Source organism: Nocardia caishijiensis NBRC 108228 (assembly GCF_001612825.1).
Lineage (GTDB): Bacteria > Actinomycetota > Actinomycetes > Mycobacteriales > Mycobacteriaceae > Nocardia > Nocardia caishijiensis.
The window spans coordinates 194409-219443 of sequence record NZ_BDBE01000038.1 but is presented as its reverse complement, the minus strand read 5'-3'; the positions used below and the strand labels follow the sequence as shown (position 1 = coordinate 219443).

The 25035-nt window shown below is 66.5% G+C and carries 21 protein-coding genes; 7 read left to right on the top strand and 14 right to left on the bottom strand.

What is annotated here, in order from left to right; all coding sequences use genetic code 11:
- Positions 1 to 45: 45 nt before the first annotated feature.
- Together NC7_RS21245 and NC7_RS21240 are read right to left on the bottom strand one after the other, a co-directional pair.
- The gene (locus tag NC7_RS21245) at positions 46 to 4647 is read right to left on the bottom strand and encodes an Eco57I restriction-modification methylase domain-containing protein (protein WP_067985910.1); all 4602 of its coding nucleotides are present in this window, start codon (positions 4645 to 4647) and stop codon (positions 46 to 48) included.
- A gap of 2 nt (positions 4648 to 4649) precedes the next feature.
- A complete protein-coding gene (locus tag NC7_RS21240) occupies positions 4650 to 7514 on the bottom strand; it encodes a helicase-related protein (protein WP_067985799.1) in 2865 nt (954 codons plus the stop codon).
- 611 nt (positions 7515 to 8125) lie between these two features.
- Here NC7_RS21240 and NC7_RS21235 point away from each other — a divergent pair.
- Positions 8126 to 8440: a hypothetical protein gene (locus NC7_RS21235; RefSeq protein WP_157102113.1), complete on the top strand. Its 315-nt coding sequence runs from the start codon at positions 8126 to 8128 to the stop codon at positions 8438 to 8440.
- Positions 8437 to 9843, top strand: coding sequence for a serine/threonine-protein kinase (locus NC7_RS21230; RefSeq protein ID WP_067985796.1), 1407 nt, complete (start codon positions 8437 to 8439; stop codon positions 9841 to 9843). The genes NC7_RS21235 and NC7_RS21230 overlap by 4 nt, the downstream gene beginning before the upstream one ends.
- Positions 9844 to 10116: 273 nt before the next feature.
- Here NC7_RS21230 and NC7_RS21225 read toward each other — a convergent pair whose 3' ends face one another.
- Genes NC7_RS21225 through NC7_RS21210 form a run of 4 tightly spaced genes read right to left on the bottom strand, consistent with a single transcriptional unit; the run spans position 10117 to position 14742 of the window.
- Complete coding sequence (locus NC7_RS21225; RefSeq protein ID WP_067985794.1) at positions 10117 to 11424, bottom strand: AAA domain-containing protein; 1308 nt, start codon at positions 11422 to 11424, stop codon at positions 10117 to 10119.
- Positions 11424 to 12887 (bottom strand): hypothetical protein, encoded by a 1464-nt coding sequence (locus NC7_RS21220; protein WP_067985792.1) that lies wholly within the window; start codon positions 12885 to 12887, stop codon positions 11424 to 11426. Before NC7_RS21220 ends, NC7_RS21225 begins: the two co-directional genes overlap by 1 nt.
- Positions 12884 to 13969 carry a hypothetical protein gene (locus tag NC7_RS21215; RefSeq protein ID WP_067985789.1) on the bottom strand — a complete coding sequence of 362 codons (1086 nt, stop codon included), beginning with the start codon at positions 13967 to 13969 and terminating at the stop codon, positions 12884 to 12886. Before NC7_RS21215 ends, NC7_RS21220 begins: the two co-directional genes overlap by 4 nt.
- A complete protein-coding gene (locus NC7_RS21210) occupies positions 13966 to 14742 on the bottom strand; it encodes a hypothetical protein (RefSeq protein WP_067985788.1) in 777 nt (258 codons plus the stop codon). Before NC7_RS21210 ends, NC7_RS21215 begins: the two co-directional genes overlap by 4 nt.
- A gap of 187 nt (positions 14743 to 14929) precedes the next feature.
- Between NC7_RS21210 and NC7_RS21205 the strand changes: the two genes are divergently transcribed.
- A complete protein-coding gene (locus NC7_RS21205) occupies positions 14930 to 15526 on the top strand; it encodes a hypothetical protein (protein WP_157102112.1) in 597 nt (198 codons plus the stop codon).
- 12 nt (positions 15527 to 15538) lie between these two features.
- Here NC7_RS21205 and NC7_RS21200 read toward each other — a convergent pair whose 3' ends face one another.
- From NC7_RS21200 to NC7_RS21190, 3 genes are all read right to left on the bottom strand, one after another.
- Positions 15539 to 17338 (bottom strand): outer membrane protein assembly factor BamB family protein, encoded by a 1800-nt coding sequence (locus tag NC7_RS21200; protein ID WP_157102111.1) that lies wholly within the window; start codon positions 17336 to 17338, stop codon positions 15539 to 15541.
- A gap of 62 nt (positions 17339 to 17400) precedes the next feature.
- On the bottom strand, positions 17401 to 18909 hold the full coding sequence (locus NC7_RS21195; protein ID WP_067985782.1) for a hypothetical protein: 1509 nt from the start codon (positions 18907 to 18909) through the stop codon (positions 17401 to 17403).
- Positions 18906 to 19121, bottom strand: coding sequence for a hypothetical protein (locus tag NC7_RS21190; RefSeq protein WP_067985908.1), 216 nt, complete (start codon positions 19119 to 19121; stop codon positions 18906 to 18908). Before NC7_RS21190 ends, NC7_RS21195 begins: the two co-directional genes overlap by 4 nt.
- A 495-nt stretch (positions 19122 to 19616) precedes the next feature.
- Between NC7_RS21190 and NC7_RS21185 the strand changes: the two genes are divergently transcribed.
- The 4 genes from NC7_RS21185 to NC7_RS29300 all read left to right on the top strand — a co-directional run bounded on the left by NC7_RS21185 (position 19617) and on the right by NC7_RS29300 (position 22128).
- Positions 19617 to 20153, top strand: a complete 537-nt coding sequence (locus tag NC7_RS21185) for a VldE C-terminal domain-containing protein (protein WP_084458657.1) — start codon at positions 19617 to 19619, stop codon at positions 20151 to 20153.
- Positions 20154 to 20257: 104 nt separating this feature from the next.
- Positions 20258 to 20791, top strand: a complete 534-nt coding sequence (locus NC7_RS21180) for a hypothetical protein (protein ID WP_067985781.1) — start codon at positions 20258 to 20260, stop codon at positions 20789 to 20791.
- Between the two features lie 73 nt (positions 20792 to 20864).
- Positions 20865 to 21593: an SDR family oxidoreductase gene (locus tag NC7_RS21175; protein ID WP_067985779.1), complete on the top strand. Its 729-nt coding sequence runs from the start codon at positions 20865 to 20867 to the stop codon at positions 21591 to 21593.
- A gap of 91 nt (positions 21594 to 21684) precedes the next feature.
- The gene (locus NC7_RS29300) at positions 21685 to 22128 is read left to right on the top strand and encodes a hypothetical protein (protein WP_157102110.1); all 444 of its coding nucleotides are present in this window, start codon (positions 21685 to 21687) and stop codon (positions 22126 to 22128) included.
- A gap of 36 nt (positions 22129 to 22164) precedes the next feature.
- Here NC7_RS29300 and ppnP read toward each other — a convergent pair whose 3' ends face one another.
- The 5 genes from ppnP to lipB all read right to left on the bottom strand — a co-directional run bounded on the left by ppnP (position 22165) and on the right by lipB (position 25012).
- Positions 22165 to 22476 carry a pyrimidine/purine nucleoside phosphorylase gene (gene ppnP / locus NC7_RS21170; RefSeq protein WP_067985776.1) on the bottom strand — a complete coding sequence of 104 codons (312 nt, stop codon included), beginning with the start codon at positions 22474 to 22476 and terminating at the stop codon, positions 22165 to 22167.
- A gap of 27 nt (positions 22477 to 22503) precedes the next feature.
- Positions 22504 to 22893, bottom strand: coding sequence for a HepT-like ribonuclease domain-containing protein (locus NC7_RS21165; protein ID WP_067985774.1), 390 nt, complete (start codon positions 22891 to 22893; stop codon positions 22504 to 22506).
- Positions 22880 to 23179: a nucleotidyltransferase family protein gene (locus tag NC7_RS21160; protein ID WP_201449937.1), complete on the bottom strand. Its 300-nt coding sequence runs from the start codon at positions 23177 to 23179 to the stop codon at positions 22880 to 22882. The genes NC7_RS21165 and NC7_RS21160 overlap by 14 nt, the downstream gene beginning before the upstream one ends.
- Positions 23180 to 23243: 64 nt before the next feature.
- Positions 23244 to 24266 (bottom strand): lipoyl synthase, encoded by a 1023-nt coding sequence (lipA, locus tag NC7_RS21155; RefSeq protein ID WP_067985772.1) that lies wholly within the window; start codon positions 24264 to 24266, stop codon positions 23244 to 23246.
- Entirely contained in the window at positions 24263 to 25012 is a 750-nt protein-coding gene (gene lipB, locus NC7_RS21150) for a lipoyl(octanoyl) transferase LipB (protein ID WP_067985903.1), read from the bottom strand. The genes lipA and lipB overlap by 4 nt, the downstream gene beginning before the upstream one ends.
- Positions 25013 to 25035 lie beyond the last annotated feature (23 nt).

Here is a 25035-nt window from a genome sequence, read left to right as displayed (position 1 = left end):
GTGGTTGTTGATTCATCATCTCGTTTGTCTGTCGTGTCGTCGCGTTCAGGTGGTCTGGGCAGCGTCGAGGCGGGTGAAGTGTTCGTGGGCGAGGAGCATGTCACGCTCGCGGTCTACGCCGGTGAACGGCTCGACGTACGTGATGCCGTCGACTGTCAGGTCTGAGTAGGGAAGGGAGCCCTTCTTGCGGTATTCGGAGGCCAGTTTGGTGGGGAGTTGGCGGCCGTTGGCGTCGTAGAGGGCTTCGCGTTCGTACTTTTGGAGGACGGGGAATTGGGTGCGGTAGATGGTTAGGAGTTCTGCGGCGGTGATGTTGAGCATTACGGCGACGATGGCGTCGATTTCGATGAGGGCTTGGCGGCGGTCGGCGTCGGTGCGGAGGGGGGTGTGCCAGGTCCAGTCCCGGGAGGTGCTGGCGAGGGCGGTTGCGCGAGGGTAGCCGGGGTTGATGCCGTGGGTCCAGCTGTCGGTCGACCACTGGGGGTTGTAGAGCTCGGACCACATCGGGGCATAGGCGCTGGTGAGGCAATTGAGGCGTAGGGCTCGGTGGAGCAGTTCGGACTCGAGGGCGTGTCCGACCACGTGGGGAAGGCGGCTGATGATCCCGATCTTGAGGTTCGCGACGCCGGTCAGCTTGACAACGAAGTCACTCAGGATCGACGCGGTGAACCCAGCGGCGATAGGGATGTCGCGTAGGTTCTCGAAGGTCAGCGAGAAGAGCCCCAAAACATGGGCTGGTCCCGGTGGCAGGATCGCGGAGTGGAGGGTACGGACAGTGGCGGGGTCGGCCATAGCTCGCCAGGCGAGGCGGAAGTAGGAGGAGCTTGGTTCGTTATTCCACTTCGGGTAGGCGGCTTGGTATTCCGGGAAGGGGCAGGCCACCTGGTAGTTGGTTCTCGGGATGAAGTCTGCGGGGATCGAGGTGAGGTCGATGGGGGAGTAGTCGACGTTGCTGCGCATCGTCGGGTTGCCCTGCTGGTAGATCGGGGTGGCGACGGTGAGATGGGGGCCTTGGAGGATGGTGTTGTCCAGGGTATCCGGGATGGCGGAGCGGGATTCGAAGAAGCCGAGCTTGCGGTCAGTCGTTTCGTTCCAGCCGAATGTCCACTGGAATCCGATGTCACTGAGTCGGGGGGATTCGGAGATCTTGTCGAGGACCGCCGCGCTCGCGCGGTTCACTGGGTAGAGCATGCGCGCCTCGGCGCCTGGAGTGCCGGGTTCGTCGATGAGGGTGGCCCAGCCGGCGAGATCGGATTCGGTGATCTCAATTATGCGCTCGGGGTGGGGCCTGACGTCCCACTTTCCGTCGGGATCTTTCACACCGGGGACGATGGTGGAGCTGTCGTAGCCCGACCGGCGGGCCTGGAGGGAGCGGGCGGGGACGTCGGGGTGGTACAGCGCCGAGCCTTGGAGAAATCGGACATCGGAGTCGCTACCGTAGACATGGACGCCGTACTGACGGGTGTTGTTGATTTCAGTGAAAAGCTTGAATTCGTTGCGGAACTGCCAGTGCCGCTTGAGCCTTCGATAGCAGGCTCGCCGAAGTCCGTGCGCCCTCGCTTCGGTGAAATGGCTCTCGGGGTGGATCAGTGACGTGATGCCCCGCGTGGACGACGATCGCCAGGTCCTCTCCATAAAGCAGCGGTAAAGGTCTGGTCGGAGACCTGCAAGGATCGGATGGTCAATGGCAGACGCCAGGTACTCGACCTGGCCAGCTTGATCCGCTCGCTCATCGAGCAGCGTCGCCCGTACAGCGGGAACGGCGAGCGCCCACGCCGCTTTGGCCTTCTTCTCCGCCTCCGACGGTTTGTGCGCCAACTGCCACCACGGATCGAACTCGGCCAGCACCCCGGACTCGTCCCAGTCGGGCCGCACCCACGGTGGGTTACCCACCTGCAGGTCGAAACCCCCGCGCGCGAAGACTGGTGCGAAATCCAGCTCCCAATGGTGGAATCCCTGCGCCTGGGCAATCCGGGAAGCGATGGTCAGCCAAGGGAACTCGGCGACTGCGGACGCGATGGATTTCGCCTGGGCGAAGACGCGGTCGTTGTCCTCGGCGATGTCGAGTTCGTTCCAGTCCAGGTCGGAGGCGAAGCTCGTCTGGCCGTACTTCTCGAACTTGCCCGCTTTGGCGGTGGTGCCGAGTAGGGCCTCGAGGCCGCCGACCCACTGGTCCCAATCCGGTGCCGCGACATTGCCGGTGGCCGGCCACGACCACAGGGCACACCAGGCGTCCATCACCCGGCGCAAGCGCTGGTAGGAGCCGTTTTGGTCGTTGAGGACCGCTTCGATCTGTTCGCGGGTCACCGCGGAGGCATGCTCGACCGGTTCGCTGCGCCATAGGTGCAGGTCGCGGCGGATCTCGGACTCGGCGATGGTGAGGCGGCGCAGGGTGAACTCCCAGAGGGTCTCCACACGCAGGGCCAGCGAGGCGAGGCGTTTGGTGATGTCCTTGGACGGCGACTTGCGGATCTCGTTGCGCCACAGTCGGAGTTCTTCGCGCTGGTCGGGGGCGTAGGTTTTGGCTTCGGCGGTGTCGACGATCGCGCCCCAGCCTTCGGCGGGGAGTAGGAAGTGGTGGATGCCCTCGCCGATCTCGGAACCGAGGGGGGCATCCTTCGGGACGGATTTGAGCCAGGCCTTTTTGGACAACTCGCTCGGGGCGTAAACGGCCCGGCGCACGCCGATGAGGGAATTGCCCCGGCGCAGGTGCAGGCCGAACCAGGGGGCCTGCAGACCGGCGACCATGGTGTCCAGCCATAGCGAGATTTCGGCCAGTTCGACTGCCGTCGCATTGAGGTCGACGCCATACACCTGGTGAAGCGCGATGTGCGCCTTCACTTTCTGCAACTCGACCGTGTACTGGTCGGCGTCGATCAGTTCGCCCAGGTCCTCCTGCTTGCGCTTGAGGTATTCGGCGGCGAGTTGGCGGACGGCCTCGATGGCGAAGGCGCCGGAGCCGAGGGCTGGCTCGCAGATGGTCAGGGACAGGATTTCGTCGGGGGTGGTGCGGTGGCCGTCTTGGTCGAGGAGTTCCTCGAGGGCCTGGGAGACGACGAACTTCGTCAGGACTTCGGGGGTGTAGTAGGACGCTGATTGCTGGCGTTCGCGGCCGGCGAGGCGGAAGACGAAGGTGCCCTTGGGGTGCAGGACTGGTTTGAGTTCGCCGGTTGTTGGGTCTTCGGCGCGGACGAAGTCGGATTCGGAGAGATGGTCGGTGCGGTGGACCGGGACTACCCAGGAGCCCTTTTCGGGATTGCCGTCTTTGGCTACTTCGTATAGGTCTTCATCGGCGAAGAAGCCGGTGTAGGACATCAGGCCCTCGTAGACGGCGCCGAGCTGGTTGATGCCGAGTTCGGCGTAGCTGATGAAGCCGCGGTCGGCGCCCTTGCGGTTCTTGGATTCCTTGGTGAGCAGCAGGTGGGCGAGGACCTGTTGGGTGGCTTCGTTGCCGAGGCCGACTTCATCGATGAGGGCGGTTGCCTTGGGGGAGAACAGGTCTGCGCGCAGAGGGTTGAACTCGAGGCCGGGGGCGGGGTCGTCGGTGACGTTCTCGCGGACGGCGGGCTTGTGGCCCTGATCGACCAGGTCGAACAGGCGCTTGAGCGACTCGTACAGGTGGGTGCCGGTGCGGGCGTGGTGGGAGACGAGTTCGGTGAGGGTGAGTTCGCGGAGGCGGTCGAGGCCGTAGCCCTCTTCGTATTCGGCTGCGCCGGTGGGCAATACCTGCATTTCCGGTGATGCTTCGGCATAGAGCAGGAACAGGATTCGGTACAGGAAGCGCAGGGAGTGTTTGGCGAGTTCGTTGCCGTCGATGCCGTCCATCGTCAGGCCGCGGTCGTGGCGGCGGCGAACGACCTCGTTGGCGATGATTTCGATGGACAGGCGAATGCCTTCGCGCAGGTCCTTGGAGACGCCGACGGTGTGTTTCACCGAGTCTTCGAGGACGCCGGTCCACCAGATGTTGCCGTCGGCGTCGGGGCGCAGGGACTGGTGGCCGAAGATGGCTGCGGCGCGGTCGATTTCGCCACCGCGGGCCTCGTGACGACGTTCGACGACCACCAGCAGGTCCATGGCGAGGTAGCGGCCTTCGGCCCAGCGTTCGGCTTCGGCGAGCAGGAGCCAGCGGCCTGCCTGGACGACGATGAAGGCGGGTGGAGTGTCAGAGCGGAAGGCGGCCGACACTGTTTTGGAGGCCGATTCGAGCGGTCTTCCGTCTTCGGTTGCAGTGGTGATCAGGGTGCCGGTGCCAAGGAAGTCTTCGATCGACTCGACGGGATTGGCTTGCAGGAACAGCACATTCGGGGTGCCGACGAGTTGGGCGTCGGGGATCAGTAGTTCCGATCCGGCGCGTTCGGCGGTGAAGGGGGTGAGTTCGCCGTCGAAGCCGAAGCCGGCGCGCACCTGGGCGTGCGCCTTCGGGGCGGCTTCGGGGTTCTCGGCCAGAGCGCCCAGGGCGGTGTGCAGCTCACCGGCGCTGGACAGCAGGGAGCTGCGGACTGTTTTGCGGCCCTCTTTGGCCTCGACGTCCCACCCTTTGCGCAGCTCCATCACCTTGCCGTGGAACGACTCCTTTACCGAATCGGTGGTGAAGTAGTGTTCGCTGATCCAATCCTCGCCGACGACGATGGAATCGAAAGAGGCCATGATCACTGGTCCTTGTCTGCGACGATCACCAGCAGCGGGCGCACCAGCTGCTGGGTGGGGGCGAGCGATTCGGCGAGGCGCTGTTCCTCGGCGATGCGGCGGGCGTAGGTGTCGACCTTCTTCTTCTGGCTGCCGAACAGTTCGAGTTGTTCGGCGCCGCAATACCAGCGGTCGGCGCGTTGGCGCCATTGGGCCAGACGCTCGTTGGCGGAGCGTTCCTGCTGGTCGAGGACGAGTTTCATCGACTGGGTGGCCTTGTCGACGGCTACCGGGATCAGGTACTGGAAACGGTCCGGCTCGGGAATCGGGCCGGGGTTGGCGGTGTTCGGCTTCAAACCGGTCTCGGTGAGCAAGAAGTCGAGGCTCTCCAGCGGGCTGGCGATCGCGAAGTTCGGTCGGGCCGGGTCGGGGAACTCGACGGTGGAGAACACGCGGGACACGAGCTGGCCGCGGCGGTTCATCAGAGTGCCCATGAGCACGACGGTGACGGCGTCGACCTTGCCGCGGATGGCGAAGATCTGATTGCGGCCGAGGGCCGACAGGGCGCGGTCGCTTGCCCAGTCGAGTACCGGGTGCAGCGGGCCGAGGTAGTGGGCCTCGGGCCAAGTGGTGTCGTTGATGCCTTTGCCCTGGCGGGCGGCGCGCAGTTGGGCATCGCCGACCTGGGTGGAGGTGGCGAGCTTGAGGCGCTTGTCGATCTGGCCCTTCTCGCGGTAGTTCTGCGGGAGCTGCGACAGACGCTGGCGAAGGTCCTTGGGGGGAATCAGTTCGGCGATACCGTGATTGGCGTGCACGGTCCAGCCGACGCCGCCCTTGCCGGGTTCGGCTTGGGGGACATCGTCGAACGCGGCGCGCAGTGCTTCGTCGAGGTAGCTCACGTCGTCGGGGTAGAGGCTCTGGCGGGGGAGCTCGGGGAGGGTCGGGGTGAAGTCGGTCTCGAGCTGGGCGAAGAAGGAATCGAAATCGTCGCCGTCGAGGACGTCGTCGATGGTTCGGACCTGTGCGTCGAGTTCGGCCTTGCCCGCGAGGACGTCCCGGATCGCCGATTCCTCCTCGGTCACACTGTGTTTGCCCATCAGCGAGGCCACGTCGCCGAGGGTGGTGTGGGCCTGGTTCTCGCGTTCCAGCAGGCGTGACAGCACCCGCAGGTCGCCGGAGAACTCCGGGTCCGACGGTTCGAGGATGAGCGAGGAGATGACCGGCGAGAACTTCTGGCCGTAGCGGTCGACGCGTCCGTTGCGCTGTTCGATTCGGATCAGCGACCACGGGATGTCGTAGTGGATCAGGTGGTGGCATTGGGCGTGCAGGTTCACACCCTCCGAGGCGACATCGCCGGTGACGAGCACGCGAATCGGGGAGGTCTCCAGTTTGAAGCTCTCGACGATCTCCTGCTGCTCCACATCGGACAGGCCGCCGTGCAGCATCGCGATGTTCTCGGACTTCAAACCCAATGCGGCGGGCAGGGATTCGGTGAGCCATTTCAGCGTGGCGACACGCTCGGCGAACACTACCGCCCGCATCGCGGACTTCGGGCCGACGCCGATCTCACGCAGCCGATCCACCAAGGCCGCTTGCTTGCCTGCTGATTCGGTGAATGCCTTGTCGTTGAGGTCGGCGAGGGTGTTCAGCGCTTCCAATTCGATGCGCTGCTCCGGGGTGCCGTCGCGCAGTTTGGCGCGGCGCTGGTCGATCGACTCGCGCAGGGCAGCGGGGGAGGACAGGAAGGCTTTGGCCAGCGTCCACGGGAACAGGCCCTTGGTCTCACCGGAGTACGGGCTGCCGTTCTCGGGGTGCAACCAGACCTGCGAAAGTTCGCGGGCGACGGCGTCTTCGGCGGGCGAGGGGGTGACGAGTTTGTGGACTGGTTCCGCGCGTTCGGCCCAGTCGCTTCCGACCTCGGCGGCGACCTCGTCGTGGTGACGGTGGCGGCGGATCAGCAGGTTCTGCACATCGTCTTTGGTGAACGAACCATCGGCGGCCACGGCGGTGGGGTCGAGCAGGCGAAGCAGTTCGGCGAAGGACTCCTCGCGACCGTTGTGCGGGGTCGCCGAGGCGAGAATGAGGGCCTCGGTGTTGGGGGCGAGCACGCGGGCCAGCTCGTTGTTCTGGGTGCCGACATTGGTGAGGTTGTGCGACTCGTCGATCACCACCGCGTCCCAGTGCTGGCGAGCCAGGTGGGCCTTGTAGCGGGGGCTCTTGAGGGTGTCGATCGAGATGATCGCCCGCTTGTAATAGGTGAACGGGTTGCGGGTGGCTGGCAGCTTCTGGCGGACCTTCTGGATGCCCGTCGAATCGAGGCGCACGAACGGCAGGGCGAAGCGGCACCACAGTTCGTGCTGCATCTGCTCGAGCACGTGCTTGGGGGTGACGATCAGGATGCGCTCACCGCGGCCACGGCGCACCAGCTCGGACAGGATCATGCCGATCTCGAGGGTCTTGCCGAGACCGACCGCGTCGGCGAGCAGGATACGTGGCCGAATGTGTTGGGGGTCGAGGGCTTTGGCGACAGCGGCGCGCTGGTAGCCGAGCGAATCGGCGAGCATGCGCGTGGAGACGGTAAGGGTTTGATCGCCATAGGGGAAGGGCGTCTTGCGCAGCAGTGCTTCGAGCCAGAGGCGGGAATCCCGGTAGCCCGAGGACCCGTCGGCGATCACTCGTGCTTGGGCTGGATCGAGAACTTCGATGTCGTCGAGGCTGTCGTAGAACGTCGCCGTGGTGTCGGCGACGAGTTCGGACAGGCCGCGCACGCGCAGCAGCCAACCGTCGGAGCCCTGTTCCGCTGAGGTGACCAGCCACTCCTCGTCACGAACCACGACGATCGAGCCGGGGGCGACGTTGAGCGGGCGCGGCTCGACGGCGTTGGTCATCAGGGGTACTCCTGGTTGGTCGACGGTAGAACGGTCCAACTTAGTACCCATTCGGGAGTAATTCGCCGTTCTGCATGTTTAGGTTCGCGTTGTGTGGGATCTGGCTGATGGAAGGGTCGCCGACGGCCACGCTACGTGGAAGTGAAAACTATGGCAATCGCTAATATGGCAAAGTTTTCGCATTCACCCGATGGGTTCGGCACCCGCCAGACGCACCTGGCGCTGCTACCGTTATGCGTTCAGAGGAAGGTGAGCGATCGGTGGTTAGAGACTCGGCCAGCGCGCCGACCGAGCCGGGCGACAACTCCTATGTCGCTCGTCGCGCCGATGTTGTTGCGTTCTCCCTGCCATCGGTACCCGAGCTCGAGATCCGCCCTCGTGTGCTGCCGGCAGTGACGATCGGTGAGCTCGTCGGAGCGGGCACAGTGGAGGTACTCGAATCACCGCCCACGCTCCTCCCCGTCGACACCGGAAGTCCGATGTTGAGCGCCAAGGATATTCGGGTCGACAGGTCGCCGTCCACATCGGGCGACCCCAGCGTTCCCGGTGCGGTCACCACTCGACCCGGCGACGTCCTTGTGGTTACCGGCAGTGGCCCGACAATCGTTCGTGTGTGCACGATTTCAGCCCTGCTTGCGCCGCGAGTGGCGCTGGTTCGGGCCAACCCGGCAGTGGTCGACCACCGATTCCTCGCCGGTGTACTCCAGGCCGCGGCAGACAGTGAAGACGGCAAGCTGCCGGATCTGTTCGCCGTGGGCTTTCCCCGCATGCCGCTCGCCGAGCAACGCCTCGCAGGCGCCAGCGTTGTCGAGCTGATGGCGCTCGACGACGCGTGGCGGCATCAGCGGTCCGCTGTCGAGCAGCTGGTACGCGAGGGAATCGCGGGGCTCGCCGGAGGTCGGTTGTCGCCGGGGTCGACGGCATGACGCCCCGCATCGTCGCTGGGCGATACGAACTGATCGAAATCATCGGTCGAGGCGGAATGGGGCAGGTTTATCGAGGGTTTGACAGGCAGCTCAAACGACGGATCGCAGTGAAGTTCATCCATCCGGGCCTGGCTGACAGCGAAGAGTGGGAGCGGCGGTTCGTCAGGGAAGCCGAATTGATGGCGCGTATGAGTCATCCCGGGATGCCAACCGTCTTCGACGCGGGCATCGACGCCGGTCCCCCGGAGCAGCCGTTCCTGATCATGGAATACATCGAGGGGATCACGCTCGACAGCGTTCTGGCCAAGCGTGGCAGCCTGCCCGTCGGCGCGGTCGCGTCGATTGCCGCGCAAACCGCCGCGGTCCTCGCGGAAGCTCACAACCACAGCATCTTTCACCGCGATCTCAAGCCGTCGAATCTGATGCTCTGTCCCGATGGGACGGTTAAGGTGCTGGACTTCGGAATCGCCGTCGCGATGGATGCGAACCAGACCCGGCTGACCAGAACCGGATCGGGAATCGGGACGCCCGAGTACATGGCGCCCGAGCAGGTTCGTGGGAAAACGGTTGTGCCGCAGACTGATCTGTATTCACTCGGGCTGGTCATGTACGAGCTTCTCACCGGAGTACGTGCCATGCTTGGCGCTTCGGAGATCGACACCATGATCAACCAGATCAATGCGGACCCGCCGGTGGTCCATCACGCGCGCGGTGAGGTACCAGAGGAACTGGGCGTACTGATCACGAGCATGCTCGCCAAAAATCACACGCACCGTCCGGCCGATGCGACCGCCGTGTACTCGGTGGTGATGCGTTACGTGGGCGCCTTGGACGGGCTGCATGAAAACCCCGATCCGACCAGTCCTACTCGGTTGTACGCCACAGCGGTCGGCGCTTCGGCAGCGACGAGGACGGCGGCTACCCACCATCATCGTGCCCCGAAGTCCCCGGCTGAGTCGGACTTCACTCGTGGCGACCTCGAGCGGGCCGTTCGGCAGGCGCGCGATCTCGCCGACGAATCACGGTATGTGCCGGCCATCGGTCAGCTGAACACTGTGCTCGAAGTTGCAGTGCCGCAACTCGGTGCGCGTGATGCCGATGTTGTCGACGCTCGGGTGCGGTTGGCTGATCTGTGCATGGAGGCAGGGGATTACAAGCAGGCCATCGCTCACTACAGCGAACTGATAGACGACCTCACCGCCGAACGGGGACCGTACGACGACCAAGTGATGTTCTGCCAGCGGCAAATGGCGAACTGTCAGGTGCACAACGGGCAGGTGCGTGCGGCGTTGACTCGATTGCGGCGGTTGCACGAGCAGTTGGCTGCTTGGCATGGGGAGGATGATCCGAGGGTGGGGCAGTTGGCTGAGATGATCGCTCAGATCCGAGCTGGGAATCGATGACCGGCGTGGGGTAACCAGTCGCGAGACCGAACGAGCGAGCTATCGCTAGATCCGTTCGTCCGCCGCTCCGCACGTAGTCACTGACACGGAGATGACCATCGCGCATCGAGCTTCCGCCCGGGCTAGCCGGAACCCTGCTAGCTGTCCCGAGGTGGTGAAAGTCGCTGTGCCTCAGGATAAAGACGGGTGCGCAAAGTAGACACGGCTTGTCGGTCGAGCGGTGGCCGTCGTCGACAGGCGGCTTTAGTGATTCAGAGATTTGAACGTGCTGCCCTACATGCTGATTCGGTGAGGTTCGAGGTAGCTGAGGATGGACTGGTTGGCTTCCCAGCCGTCGGGGAATTTGACCGGGACGCCCAGGTGGACTGGTTCCGTGGACGGGTAGGCGTCCAGGAGCTCAGCGATCCCTGCTCGGGCGACCACGATGCAGGCGTGGCGGTGGCGGGATGTCAGGACGCACAACCGTCCGGCTTCGAGGTGGAAGGAGCTGGCGTCGCGGCGGCCGGAGAGGGGGTGGAGGACGATGGTGATGTCGTATTCGCGGCCCTGAAGGCGGTTGGCGGTGTCGACGGTGACCGGTTCGGCGAGGGTGCCTCGGAGGGCCAGGCGGATGGCTTCGGCTTGGTCGCGGTGGGCGGTGCCGATGGCTAGGCGGTCGGCGGTGACGGGGTGGGTGCCCTGTTCGGAGGTGGCGGTGGCGCCTCGTTCGAGGATGCGGACAGCGAGAGAAGCGATGGCGGACACCGCTTCTCGGTCGGTGCGGAGGGTGTTGCGGGCGGGGAGTTCGTAGAGGGCCCAGCCGTGGTCGGCGGCTTCGTCGAGGCACCGGTCTACGGGGGTGCGCAGGCCGTGGGTGACGTAGGTGAGTTGGCGGGTGCCGGGGTCGGTGCCTGCGGTGAAGGGGGTGAAGGGGTAGAAGGCGGCGGAGATGACGTCGGCGGCGCTGGTGGGGAGGCGCCAGGAGACGGGGAGGCGGTGGATGGGGATGTGGCGGTCGCGGTTGTTGGCGAGCATGACGGGGACTGCGCTGCGGGTGGGGTCCCAGTCCAGGCCTGCCCAGCGGTCGGATTCGACGGTGGCGAAGGGGTCTAGTTGGCCGGGGTCGCCGACGAAGAGGCCGCGGTCGAAGCGGCCTGCGATGCGCAGGAGCATTTCGGAGCGCATCTGGTAGGCCTCGTCGACGATGGCGTGTTCCCAGGTGCCCTCGGTGAGGGTGGCCCATTTGGCGGCGGTGCCGATGAGGATGGTGCGGTCGGCGAGGTCGTCGACCTTGGCGGCGGCGCGGACGTTCGGGAGGGCGATGCGGTCGCTGGGGCGGTAGTCCTGGGCGGACAGGCGGCCGATGGGGAGGTCGGGGTGGGCGGCGGCCAGGCGGGCGATGAGGTCGTCGACCTGTTCGTTGGTCTGGGCGACGATCATGCGCTGGGTGCCGTCTCGGGCGAGCTGACCGGCGGCTTTCACGACGAGTGTGGATTTGCCTGCGCCGGGCGGTGAGTCGACGACGATCGCCTTGTGGGAGGCGTCGGCCAGGTCGGTGAGGATGTTGCTGACGGTGGTATCAGCGGCGTGTGCGGCGGACATCAGTTCTCCTCGTCGGTTTCCGGTGGGCCGCCGTGGGTCCAGGGAGTTTCCTCCGGGGGCGGGAGGGTGGCGGCGCGGAAATTGCCGTTGGGGCCGAAGCGGGCCAGGACGATGCGGTCGCCTTCGACGTTCACGGTGCCTTCGGCGGGAACCTTTGTGCTGCGGCCCATTCCGCCGCTGAGTTCCAGGACGATCGTGTCGTCGTCGACCTCGAGCACCTTGGCCTGTTGGTTCTTGACGGCGGCGTTGTGCAGCGATTCGCCGACGGTCGGTGTGAAGGGGTCGGTGGTCGTGACGCGGAGCAAGGGGCGTAGAACGTTTTTGCCCTTGTCGCTCAGCGTGATTCGGGCTGGCTCGGAGTCGATGACGGTGGCGAGGCAGGCCTCGCCACCCAGTCGGCGTTCGATCATCACGTACGGGTCGTCGTAAGCCATTGCGGCGGTGAGCCGTTCGAGTGCCTGTTCGCGGGCGAGCAGGCGCCGGACGGCGGAAGTGGGGGAATCGCGCCGCGACTGGGCCTGGGTTTCGGCGATCTCGGTGTAGTAGGAGAAGGAGCGCACGTCCTCGGCCCAGCGGGCGGGCACGCTCGCGCCCTCGGGGAGGGCGCGCAGGAGCGAGATGCCTTGCCACATCAGCTGCCACGTGGGTTCCAGCTGGGTGCGCAGTGCCTGTTCGAGGCGCTGGACGGCGCGGGTGCGGGCGATGTCGTCGGCGACGGTGTCGTAGGCGTTGATGAGCGGGGCGAGAACGACATTGTCGAAGCCGGGGTCGGTGGCCGGACCGGCCGGTGGACAGATGGTCGGGTCCTCGGCGCGGGCGGCGGCTTGGGGGCCGGTGAGGTTGTCGGGCGGGGCGATCCAGCCCAGGAGGGCGGTGAGGTTGGCGTCCTCTAGCGCGGATTGCCCGGTGGTCCAGTGCGTGCACAACTGTGTGGTGAGGGCTGCCAGCGCGGTCGAGCCTGGGTGTTCGGCGCGGTCGCAGAACCAGGTGAGCCACCGGCCGACCAGCGGGATCGCCGGGGCGACCGCGTCCTCGCCTTCGGTGCGGCGGAAACGCAGGGACCGGCCCAGGAGCTTCAAGAACGTGACGGCGGCCTGGTTGGGCACCCAGATCTGCGGGGCGTCGACACAGCGGTCGATCGTCTCGTTGGTCTTCTTGTCGATCACGACGGGTTCGGTGTCGTCGGCGTACCTGTCAATGTGGGGCAGCAGGATTTCGGCCAGTTGCTCGGCGAATCGCAGGCGCAGGACGCGGTCGCGGGGCTGCGGGACGACGAGGAGCCGGGGATTGTCGGGGTCGGTGCCGACGAGCACTGCCAGCGGGGCGGCCGCCTCGCCCGCGAGATGCAGGGGGATGACGACGAGGGGCTGTTCGGCGAGGTGACAGTGTCGGACGGTCGCGGTTCGGACAGCGCGGCCCGCGTCGACCGCCTCGACTTTGGCGAGGGCCGACAGCACGCTCACGCGATCTCCTGACGCAGGCGGTGTGCGGTGCGCAGCAGTTCGGCGATGTCTGCCTGGTCCTGGGTCGGCGCGCGCGAACCACGGGCGAGCGCGAGGACGTCGTCGATGTCGTGCAGGCCGCCGAGTTCGTCGCGGACGCCGCGACCGAGGGCGTCCACGGAGCCGCAGGCACGGGCCTGCGAACGGCAGAGGAAACCGAGTTCGCAGGTGGAGATGCATTCGGGGGCGAAGCGGGCGGGGATCGCGGAGATCACCTCGTCCAATCGCGGGCCGGGCTCGAACGTCGCTCCGGGAGGCACCAGGTCGACCAGGGACTCGATCGATGTCAGGCGCGACAACTGGCGGGAGACGACGGACAGCTGGTTGCGCAGATCGACGAATGACGCGGTGGGACGGTTCGAGAAGTCCTTGGTGCACACCAGGATCGCGTTGTGGGAGACCAGCTTCTCGGGGTCGGCACCCAGATCCTCGAGCAGGCGCCGCAACGCGATCACGTACACCGCGGACTGCCGGGCCGCGGCCGCGACCTGTGCGGGGTCGGCCTGACCGTCGATCATGGGGAACGACTTGATCTCGACGATGTGGAACTTGCCCTCGATCTGGAGGGCGACCAGATCCGGCTCCAGATAGGCGAGCGCACCGGCGATGTCCAGGCGCAGCATCGGGTGGTCGAACAGGGTGCCCTCGCCGGTGTCGAGCGCCTGCCCGAGTAGTTGCCGAGTGCGCTGATAGCGCACCGCGTTTCCGTTGTTCTCGCCGACCGCCTCGAGGTTGTGATATGCCACTTCGGGGATGGTCAGGCCGAGGACATCACGCAGCAGCGCGAGCAGATCGGCGCAACCGTTCGCCTTGACCATCGACTCGAAGGCGTTGCCGCGCGTGATGGCGAATGACGACTGACCGTACTGGGGCGGATGACCGAGTTCCCGGGCGACAACGGCCTTGTCGACAGCGGCGGCATCGAGGAGCGCGCGCCGGGCGCAACCGGGGTTCGCGGTGAGCGCGGCGATGGTCCTGGCATTGTGGCGGATCGACGGGGCGCCACCGCGCAGCTCCTGCAGGCGGGCCGAAAGTTCCTTCATCCCATCTCTTTTCGTGAGGCGGCCAGGCTCAGCCGGGTGCCGAACAGTTGGGCGGGCTGATCGAGCTGCTGTGCCGCCCTGGTCGCGGCCTGCTGCCGCTGGAAAGCGTCGTCTTCTTCATGGACCGCCAGTTCTCGCTGCGCGGCGGCCTTCACGTCCTCGGCATCGATCGAGTCGGGGGTGCCTGTTACGCCGGGGATGGAGTTGGCCAGGCGCCACATCAAGCGGATGCCGTCCGGGGAGATGTCCGGCTGGCCTCGGACGTGGTCGGCCAGGCGGACCGCCGAGGTCAGCAGGTTCACCCGGGGACTCAGCGGTCCGATCATGCGGTGGGGCAGTGTCCAGCTGCTCAGGGCGAGAAGTCCTCGGGCCGGAGCGAGGAGGTCGGTGGTGAGTGCCGCGCAGAGGTAGTACGGACGGGCGAAAGGGGCGGCGCGGAACGACCGTTCCTCGTCGCGACGCAAGCTCGTCAGCCGTGCGGGGGCTAGGTCGCCGGAGAAGAACGCGGTGTGGACCTGCATCACCAGTTTCGGTGCCGAGGGCGCGCCGAGGAGGGTGAGTGCGCGGTGCACGTGCTCGCGTACCGGGACGTTCGGGTCGGGGGCGGGTGCTTCGCCGGGACCGAGAACGGCCTCGTCCCATTCGGTTTCGACCGCGCGCAAGGCGTTGCGCAACTGGCGGGCAGCCGAGCGGTCACCGGTGGCGACGGCGCGTCGAACTGCCGCGCGCAGCTCGTTGATGCGGGCTTCCAGCTGCTCCGCAGCTTCTGACATGGGGCGAGAGTATGTGGAACTTCCAGTGATGTCCAGTATTTTCCAGTAATAGCGACGACGTTGCTGTCGGGAGGTACTCGCAGACCACGGCCGGGTCGGACGATCAGCCGGTGGGTGTGCGCGAACAGTGTGGCGACGGCGACGATCATGGTGAACCCGAGGACGGTCGAAAGGCATCGCTACAGGTGTGTTCTCTTCGACTGCGCCTGATGCCTGGAGTCTGATCCAGGAGTTGTTCAGCGATCAGCCATGGGTCGTGTTCGGTGCGGGGCTGCTCAGCTGGGTGGCGCTCGGCGCTGGCATCGTGCGGGCGTCGCGGCATGGGATAGGGCTGCTCGCCGCACGAGATGATCTGCTGGGCAACGGGCTACGCATCGGGGTTGCCGCGGTGTCGATGGTGGTGCCGATGGCGTGGGTTGTCAGTGCGGTGGTGTGGGGGAATTTGTATCAGTACATCTTCGCCGGGCTGTTTCTGGCAGACGAACCGACGCCACCCGATTCCTGGTTCGGCGTTTCGGTCGGGGCGGTGCTCGTCGCCGGTTACGCGGTGACGGTGTGTGCGCTGGCCGCACGGGAATTGGTCGACGGCAAGATCCGGGATGGGCTGGTCACGGCGGTGGCCTGCGGTGTGTGGCCGGGTCTTCCCGCGTCGCTGTTGACGTTCGTCCACCGCGACGACCCGGGACCGGGATGGGCGGTCGCGAGCGGTGTCGTCTTCGTCGCGGGCTTTCTGGTCGCCCCGATGATCGTGGCGATCTGTGTGCGGTTGTGCAGTCGCCGATGACGCCCGGCGGGATCAGTGGTAGCCGATGATGTCGAGGGTCGCGTCGCCGATTTCCTCGTTGTTCTGGCAGATCACCAGGATCGATGAGGGGGCGGGGAGGAGGGTCGGTTGGGTTGCTTCGGGGCGGCAGGTGCTCTCGATCGGGAGAACGGTGGGCGAGGCCGGGTTTCGGCGTGGCCAGCGGGAGAGTCGGAGCGAGGTGTGGTATTCCAGGCTGAGGATTTCGTCGGTGAGGATCTGGACGGTGCCGTTGTTCGGGTCGCTCGGTGCCATGGTGGGGACAGGCGTCGTCGTGGAGTTGTCGACGGTGGTCGAGTCGACATGGAAGCGGCGAGTCGTCGGGTCGAAACGTCCGACGAGGATGTCGGAGCCGTCGACGGCCGCCGCGAACGGGCCGCCCGAGGTTCGGATCGGGGTGGTGGCGAGCTGGTCGGGTTCGGTGAGAAGTAGATGCGTGTCGTGGTCAGGGGACCACAGGTCGATGAGCACGGTGTTGTGCAACAGCGTGAGTCTCGGCTCGTGGGATCGGGTACGCGGTAGGTCTCGGTGGCCGACCACGTGGCCGGTGCCGGTGTCGATCGCCACGACCCGCCATGTCGAATCACCGCACCGCAGCAGGCGATACACGGCATTCTCGCTGGCCACCGTGCCGATTCTCGTCGGACGGCAGTCGCCGTCGGTGATCGGTGTCAGCCACCGCCGCGACGCCGTGCGTGGGTCGTAACCTTTGACGTCGGAATCGGTCTCCACGATCAACGTCTCCGCCGCGGGAGCCGCCACGAGGCGGGCGGACTGTTCGGGATCGTCGGACGTGAAATCGGTGTCGTCGGCGGAGGTCCACAGCAGGTGCCCGGTGACGGCGTCGAAGGTGGTGATGCGCTCGAAACCGCTCGGGCCGGACCAGCGGGTCGTCACGACGGCCCCGTCGGCGGAGGTGAAGACCGAATCGCGGTCGAGTCGCAGTGTGCGAGTACCGGATTGTGGGCGACGCACATAGTGCCAGCGTGGTTCGCCGGTCGCGCCGTCGTAGGCACGGAGGCCCTCGATGCCGATGACGAGGAAGCCGGTGCCCGCCGGGATGACGGCACGGCCGGTGGCCTCCGGCCGATTGTTCAGCGGTGGCAGCCGCAGCCGAAAGGCCTCGGTGCCGAATCTGTCCGCTGTGGCGGGGATCCGAGTGTGGGGGACGGTGCGATGGTCGACGTTGACGCTGTCGTCCCCGGCGCGCACTGCCAGGACACCCGCCGCAGCGGCGACAACGAGGCCGACGACCACCGCCGCCGTCGAGGTCCGTCGACCGATCGTACGGGCGACACCCATGTGAAAAATGAGCGGCAACACCAGGATCGAGCCCACGGCGACCGACACGGTCGCGCCGACAGCGGTGGTGAGCTGCGCGAAATACGGCCACTCGGCGCGCAGGGTGGTGTAGCGGCTCGGAAGATGCTTGCTCCACGACATCGCGCCGAGGACGACGAGCGCGAGCACGACGGCCGCGGTGGCACCGAGTTCCCAGCGATGATGCGTGCTCCACAGGTCGACCGTCCGTGCACGACCGGTGAACCACGCCCCGACGGCGATCGCGAGCACCAGTCCGCCGAGCAGACTGGCGAGGACCGCGAAGATTCCGACTTCGGCGCCCGCCGGGACCGACCTGGTACCGAACCAGCCGTAGAGGCCGAGGCCGACAGCGCCGACCAGGATGCCCGCACCGACAGCCGCCGCCAGCGCCTGGAATCGTGCTGTCCGGCCGAGGTCACGGGCGAGCGTCGGCAACGCTCCCTCGCGCACCACTGTTTCGGTGTCCCCCACGAAATCCCCTCCCGGCCGGTGCGCGGTCGGCGGTACGGCCGTGCACAGGATAGTCGGCGCCGCTACCTTCCGTCGGACAGCAGGTCGGCGAATTCGTTCTGTTCGCACCGTTTCGCCTGCACCGCGAGCAGGTGCCGCAGACGATCCGGAAGCTCGGATCGGATGTCGACCACGGCTTCCCACACCGACGAGTCCGTCGGTGTGAACGTGGCCACCAGGGCTTCGACGTCGCCGGATTCGTCGAGGAGGGCGAGGGAACGCGAGCGGGCGGTGGCGTCCTGGCGCAGGGCGATCCGCACCAGGGTCGTGGTGCAGTCGGCGGCCGGGGCGGCGGCGATCGCGGCGATGAAGTTGTCGTCGGACAGGTCGGCGATCGCCGTGGCGAGGGTGTCGTGTGTGGCGTCGGGCAGGATGCCGAGCAGGGGGAGCGCTTCGGCCCAGAGATCGTGGGTGGCTGCTGTGGTGACAGCGGTGGTCAGGGTGTCGGAGCGGTGCACGACGGGCAGGGACGCGAAACGGCGGCGGGCGTCGGGCTCGAGGGCCAAGGCCACGGGGAAGAGGGTTTCCCAATGGTTTCGGGCCTGTTCGATGAGGGTGGTGAGGACGTCGTCGGGTTCGGTGGAGATCCGGGCGGCGACCGTGCGGAGTTGGGTGGCGGTGAGATGTTCGGCGAGGGGGAGCAGATCGAGCCAGAGGTCGTGGGTGAGCGCGAGGTCGGCGATGGTCGTCAGGACGGCGGGGTCCTGCATCGACGGCCGGGCAGCCAGGCGTCGCAGCCCTTCGGGTTTCATTCCGGCGGCGACCGGCAGCAGTGTGTCCCAGGCGTCGAGGGTGGTGACGGTGGTGAGGAGACCGTCGAGGATCTCGGTGTCCTCGGCGGCGACCTCGTCGGCCAGGCGGGAGCGTTCGGTGGGGCCGAGGGTGTCGAGCAGGGCGATGGCTTCGGGCCAGTGGCCCTGGGCGTTGGTGGCCTGGATGAGGCCGGGAACGCGGTCGGTGATGAGCGACAGGAGGCGGTCGGCGGCGGCCGGGTCGTCGAGGTGGTAGCCGACGTGGAGGAGATCGATGTCGGCGGCGTGGGGCAGGGCTACGCGCAGGACGTCGTCGGGGACCGAGGCAGCCAGGCGGCCCATGGTGAGATAGTCACGGCGGCCCAGCAATTCGCGGGCGACGTCGGCGGCCATCCGATCGGGGATCTCGGCGATCACCTCGGCGGCGCGGCGGGGGTCGAGGGTGACGGCGACGTCGGCGAGGAATATCGGGGACAGGGCGCTCGCGATGGCGACGGCGCGCGCCGGATCGACCGACCCCGCGATCGCCGCGGCCAGGACGGGCCCGAAGGCGGCCTCGGTGATCTTGGCGGCGAGCCGAGGCGGCACCAATGCGGCGGCCGCGGCGGTCTTCTGCATCCGTCGGGCTTCGCGCGCCGAGATCCGGTCGCTGATCTGCTCGCGGAAGGTGCGCAGAGCGGACGGGGGCAGCGCGGCGAGGAACTCGAGGTCGGCGGCGGGGCGGCCCAGCGCGGCGGCGAGGCGAGCGATCTCGGCGGCGGTGTGGTGGGAGGCGGTCATAGTCCGAGCACCTTCTTCACGGCGGGGCGGGCCAGGCGGGGGATGAGGCGCATGCCGGACTCGAGTGCGTCGTCCAGGGCCGCTTTGCGCTGGTCCAAGGCGCCACGGACGTAGGTGTCGAGGAGGGTGAGCTCGTCGGGGGTGAGGGCGGCGAACTCGGGTGGGGGTGGGGTGCCGAGCGTGGTCGTGAGCTGGTGCGAAGCGTCCGGCACGGGCGTCTCCATTCGATCGGTAGATGATGTGCCGGTGACGATAGTGGGCGCCGGACCGGTTCGGCATTTCGGTGGAAGCGAAAAGCACTCGTGCAGTAGGTGATTGGCGTGGAATCGACCAGCAACCGGGCCGGGCTCGTTGTCGACGTCGATGTGGCGGACGACGGAAGTCGGGTGCTTCGGTCTCGGGCGCGGGCCGTGCGGGGTGGCCGATGCCGAGGTGCGGAATCGACGTGAATCGTCGGACGCCGAGTAGTCCTTCGATCGAGATCGCCGCGTGATGGTTGCGCGATCGTTCGGTATACGGGATGCTTTTCCAACCGCACGTCACGCGTGCGGCGTGACATTTCCGCGACCATTTCGTAATGTAGCGGTGACCTTGTCCTCTATGAGTAGCTGGTGATCGACATCGTGCGTGGTCAACATCGCAAACCGGCGCCGCCGCGTGGGCGCGCTCAGCTTGCCGTGTGGAGTGTCGCTGCGACAGTCCCGGCCATGCTGTGGATGACGATCCGGCCGGGACCCGCGGTCCAGGAGGCCGCCGCGGTCGAACCGCAGACCACCTCGACGGTGGACCCCGATCCGATCGCGGCCGCCGCGGCGTTCGTGGAACCCGAACCGGCACCCGTGTCCGCCCACGACGAGTCGGCGACGCTGTCGCTGATGCATGCCACCACACCGTGTGACACGGAGTGGAAGGGCGTGCGGCCGCACGTGGCGCAGGTGAGTCACCTGCTGCAGAAGATGTTCGGCATCAGCGATATCGGCGGCGCGCACGGCCGCTACGACGGTGACCACGGCGCCGGGCTCGCCCTCGACGTGATGACCAGCGGCGGCGTGGGCGACGCGATCGCCGAATTCGTGCTCGCCAACAAGGAGCGCTTCGGCGTCACCTACGTGATCTGGAAGCAGCGCTACAACGACGGCGGCGGCTGGTCGTTCATGGAGGACCGGGGCAGCCCGACCCAGAATCACTATGACCACGTGCACATCTCGTTCGAATCCTCGGGTGCCACGAATATTTCCTGCTGAAATCACCTGTTACCAGCGGTTTCGCGGATTCCGGGCGGTGCTGGAACCGTGCCACTCGGGCGAACCCGGCAACGTGTGCGTCCTCGATCGACCATGATCGGGGGATGGCCCCCAACAGTGCGAAATTCTTGTTCAGCAACGGCACCGACGATCGGGTGTCGCTTTTCGACGACGGGCGGGTGAAGGTCTGGTCGACCACGCACCTCTGGTCCGAGATGAGCCGCGAACGGCACAATGCGCTGGGCGAGACGGTGCTGCTCGGCATCGGTCGCACCCTCGACGTACCCGGCCCGGTGGACCGGCGCCAGACCTGCGATGCCGAATTCGCCCTGACACCCGACCTCGGACACACGGTCGCCGCGACGGTGGCCGCCGACAACGGCACCTTCGTGCAGTTCTTCCACGACGGGACCATCGCGGTCGGCAACGACGGACGTGATGTGGCGACAGTGTTCAACGCGGGCCGTGAAGCGAATTCCGAGCGCGGCGTGAACGGCGTCGGCGGGTCGGTGATGGTGACCTTCGGTGGCAGCTACCGACCGAAGACGATGCGGCAGAGCGACTTCCAGGTGGCGCTCAGCGAGTCGACGGCGCCGCGACCCAACCGGCTCTACAAGGACGAATTCCTCGTGAAATAGCCCGAATCGCGCCGAGGAACCCGGTGCGCTCGTACGGTGTGAACGGCAGGGGCAGGCAGAAGGATTCGTGGCAATGGGACGGTTGACAGGCAAGGTCGCGGTGATCAGTGGCGGTGCGCGGGGCATGGGTGCCGCGCACGCGCGCCGATTCGTCGACGAAGGTGCCTCGGTGGTGATCGGCGACGTGCTCGACGACGAAGGCACCGCCGTCGCCGCCGAACTCGGCGTGCGCTATCAGCACCTCGATGTGCGCGAACCCGAGCAGTGGCAGGCGGTCGTCCGCACGGCCGTCGAGGAGTTCGGTGGGCTGCACGTGCTCGTGAACAACGCCGGGATCGTCAACGGCAACCTGCTCGTCGACTTCGCGCTGGCTGAATGGCAGCGCATCATCGACATCAACCTCACCGGTACCTTCCTCGGGATGCAAGCGGCGGTGCCCGCGATGACCGGTGGCGGGTCGATCGTAAACGTCTCCTCGGTGGAGGGGATGCGGGGAAGTCCTGGGCTGCACGGGTACACGGCGACGAAGTTCGCGGTTCGTGGGCTCACGAAATCGGCGGCGCTGGAACTGGCGCCGCACGGGATCCGCGTGAACTCGGTGCACCCCGGGCTCATCAGCACCCCGATGACCGAGGGCATCCCGGCCGACTTCCTGCAGATCCCGCTGGCACGTGCGGCTGAGCCCGACGAGGTGTCGGCGCTGGTCGCGTATCTGGCCTCGGACGAGTCCTCGTACTCGACGGGTGCGGAGTTCGTGGTGGACGGTGGGCTCACCGTCGGCGTGCCACACAAGAGCTTCTGACACCGGGCGCCTGGACCGGGTCCCGGCACGGCGCCGGGATCTGGATTAGCCTGCACATGCAGACGGGCGGAAAAGCACAGGGGGAGTTGCCGTGACGAGTGAGCAGCAGCCGACGGGTGGTGGACCGACACATCTGTGGACGATCGTCGGCAGTGTGGCCGGAGTGCTCGGGGTGGTGGCTACGGTGCTCGTCGGGGTGGCTCAGTGTTCGACGAATTCCGGGGGTGCTGGCACGGGCCCGGTGTCGACGGTGACCGTGCAGGCGACGACTGTCGCGCCGTCGACGACAGCCGCGCCGACCACGTCCGCTCAGGCGACGACGAGCGCGCCGTCGACCGGAACGACCACGAATTCCGGTGCGCTGCCGTCGGAATCATCGAGCCCGACGACGCTGCATTTCGGGCCGTACGGCAACGAACGCGTCTGCCAGAGCGAGCTCGACAAGGTACTTGTCGGCTCGGCGAATTTCATCACGCGCGGATGCCACGAGGGCGACTACGAGCGCGGGCCCGGGTGGTACTTCAACTACAACTGACGGGGTGCCGTCGGTGGTGACGGCACCCCTGGCACATCAGCCGTAGTGGCAGATGTAGTGCATGGTGTCGACGACCTCGATGTCGAACGAGCTGTCGCCGGGGACCTTGAACGACTCGCCCGCACGGTAGGTGATCGCGGTGGAGTCACCGGCCAGAGTCACCTTCGCCTCGCCCGCGACCAGTTCCATGATCTCCGGTGCGCCGGTGGTGAAGGTCAGGCTGGACGGCTGGATGACACCCACCGACTTCGAGGTGCCGTCGGGCAGCTCGAGGCTGTAGCTGACACACTTGCCGTCGAAGTACACATTGGCCTTCTTGCTGACGGAGACGTTCTCGAACTTCGACATGGGTCCTTCCAGAAAGTTAGGGGAGGCTCAGTCTAGCCAAGGGGGCTTGTGTGTAATGACGCGCGCGGCCTCGGCAGGGTCGCGTTGTGCCAACAGTGCCAGAATGCGAGCGGCCAGCTCCGGCACACTTTTCGTGGCAGCGTTGAAGACGATGATCAGATCGGCATCAAAATACTGGTGCACCAACATGTTTCGCATGCCGCGCACCAATTTCCAAGGGATCTCCGGTTGTGAATCCCGGGTCTGCTGCGTCAGCGAGGAGGCCGCTTCGCCGATAATCGACAGTTGCCGGATCACGCCGTCTTGGCGGAGGTCGTCCTTCTGGAAACCAGAGAAGTCGAGGCCTTGGAGGTAGGAGGCGATTCTGTAGTGGGCAGTGACGATGTCGGCAAGATACAGATCTTCACGCCGCGACATGCAGCTCCTTCGCTTCAGCCAAGACGGCATCACGAATGAACCAGTGTAGGTACTTCTTCGGAACGACATCGACCCTTCGGCCGAGAAGCTTCTCCAGCTCTTCTTGGAATCCGAAGAATTCCAGCCCGATATCGGTGCCCGGCTTCAGGGAGTAGAGCAGGTCGACGTCGCTGTCCGGTCTGTCGGATCCGCGGGCCACAGACCCGAAGACCGACAGCTCGACAACGTCGTATTTCTCGCACAGCGCCCGCAGCTGCGGCATGAGCGCGTCGAAATCGATCGCCATCTCGTCTCCTCCGGGGACGCAAGGTCAGGCTGTTGATTCCAGCTTAACGGGGCGTGCCGCAGTGTCAGCTGCCGTAGCGGGCCAGGACCGAGCTGGCTTCCTGGGAGGCGGTGCCTTCCTGGGCGAGGTGGCTCATGGCTTCGGGGATTGCGCGGCCGTGGTGGGTCATGGCCTGGGCGTAGAGGCGGCCTGCCCGGTAGGAGGAGCGGACCAGGGGGCCTGCCATGACACCGGCGAAGCCGAGTTCCTCGGCGACCTTGGAGTGTTCGACGAATTCCTCGGGCTTCACCCAGCGGTCCACGGGGTGGTGGCGCGGCGACGGGCGAAGGTATTGGGTGATGGTGAGGATGTCGCAGCCCGCTTCGTGCAGGTCGCGCATGGCCTCGGTGACCTCTTCGGGGGTTTCGCCCATGCCGAGGATGAGGTTGGACTTGGTGACCAGACCCGCTTCGCGGGCCGCGGTGATGACGGCGAGGGAACGCTCGTAGCGGAAGGCGGGGCGGATGCGCTTGAAGATGCGCGGCACCGTTTCCAGGTTGTGGGCAAGCACCTCGGGGCGGGTGGAGAACACCTCGGCGAGCTGATCGGGGTCGGCGTTGAAGTCGGGGATCAGCAGCTCGACACCGGTGCCGGGGTTGAGGGCCTTGATGGCGCGCACGGTTTCGGCGTAGAGCCAGGCGCCACCGTCGTCGAGGTCGTCGCGGGCCACGCCGGTGATGGTGGAGTAGCGCAGGCCCATGGCCTGCACGCTCTCGGCGACGCGGCGGGGTTCGTCGCGGTCGAGGGCGGCGGGTTTGCCGGTGTCGATCTGGCAGAAGTCGCAGCGGCGGGTGCACTGTTCGCCGCCGATGAGGAAGGTGGCCTCCCGGTCTTCCCAGCATTCGAAGATGTTGGGGCAGCCCGCTTCCTCGCAGACGGTGTGCAGGCCTTCGCGTTTCACCAGGCCCTTGAGCTCGCTGTACTCGGGGCCCATGGTGGCGCGGGTACGAATCCACTTGGGTTTGCGCTCGATCGGCGTTTCCGCGTTGCGCGCCTCGATGCGCAGCAGCTTGCGTCCGGCGGGGGCAGAGGCGTCTACGGAGCTCACCGCACCGACTCTACGCTCGGGGCCCGCTCGGGGGCGGGGGCGGTGGTGCGATCGATCTCATGCGGGCGAACGGGAATTTCTCCGTCGAGCGCGGCAACGATCGCGGTGGCGACCAGCGGCTTGAGCTCGGCGACGGTGACCTCGCGGCTCAGCTCGCGAGTCAGTGTGGTGACACCGGCGTCCTTGATGCCGCAGGGCACTATGGCCTGGAAACCGTCGAGGGCGGAATTGCAGTTGAGCGAGATGCCGTGCAGGGCGACACCACGCTGCACGCGCACGCCGATCGCGGCGATCTTGCGTTCGGCCAGGTAGTCGGTGGCGGGCAGCCACACGCCTGACCGACCCTCGACCCGTCCGCAGACGATGCCGAGGCCGGAGATCACCTCGATCAGTGCCTCCTCCAGGCGACGCACGTACTGCACCACATCGACGGGCTCGGCCAGCCGGACGATCGGGTAGCCGACGAGCTGCCCTGGGCCATGCCAGGTGATCTTGCCGCCCCGATCGACCTGCACCACCGGGCTGCCGTCGATGGGCAGATCATCGGCCTCGGTGCGGCGACCCGCGGTGTAGACCGACGGATGCTCGAGCAACAACAGGCGGTCGGTGCCCTCGCCTGCGGCGCGTTCGTCGGCGATCTGCCGTTGCAGCTCCCAGGCGGCGTGATAGTCGATGAGTCCGAGATCCTCGACCACGATCGGGGTCGTATCGAATCGGGCGGACGCGGAGGGGCGCGTGTCGTTCACGATCCTGACGTTACGCCCGGCGA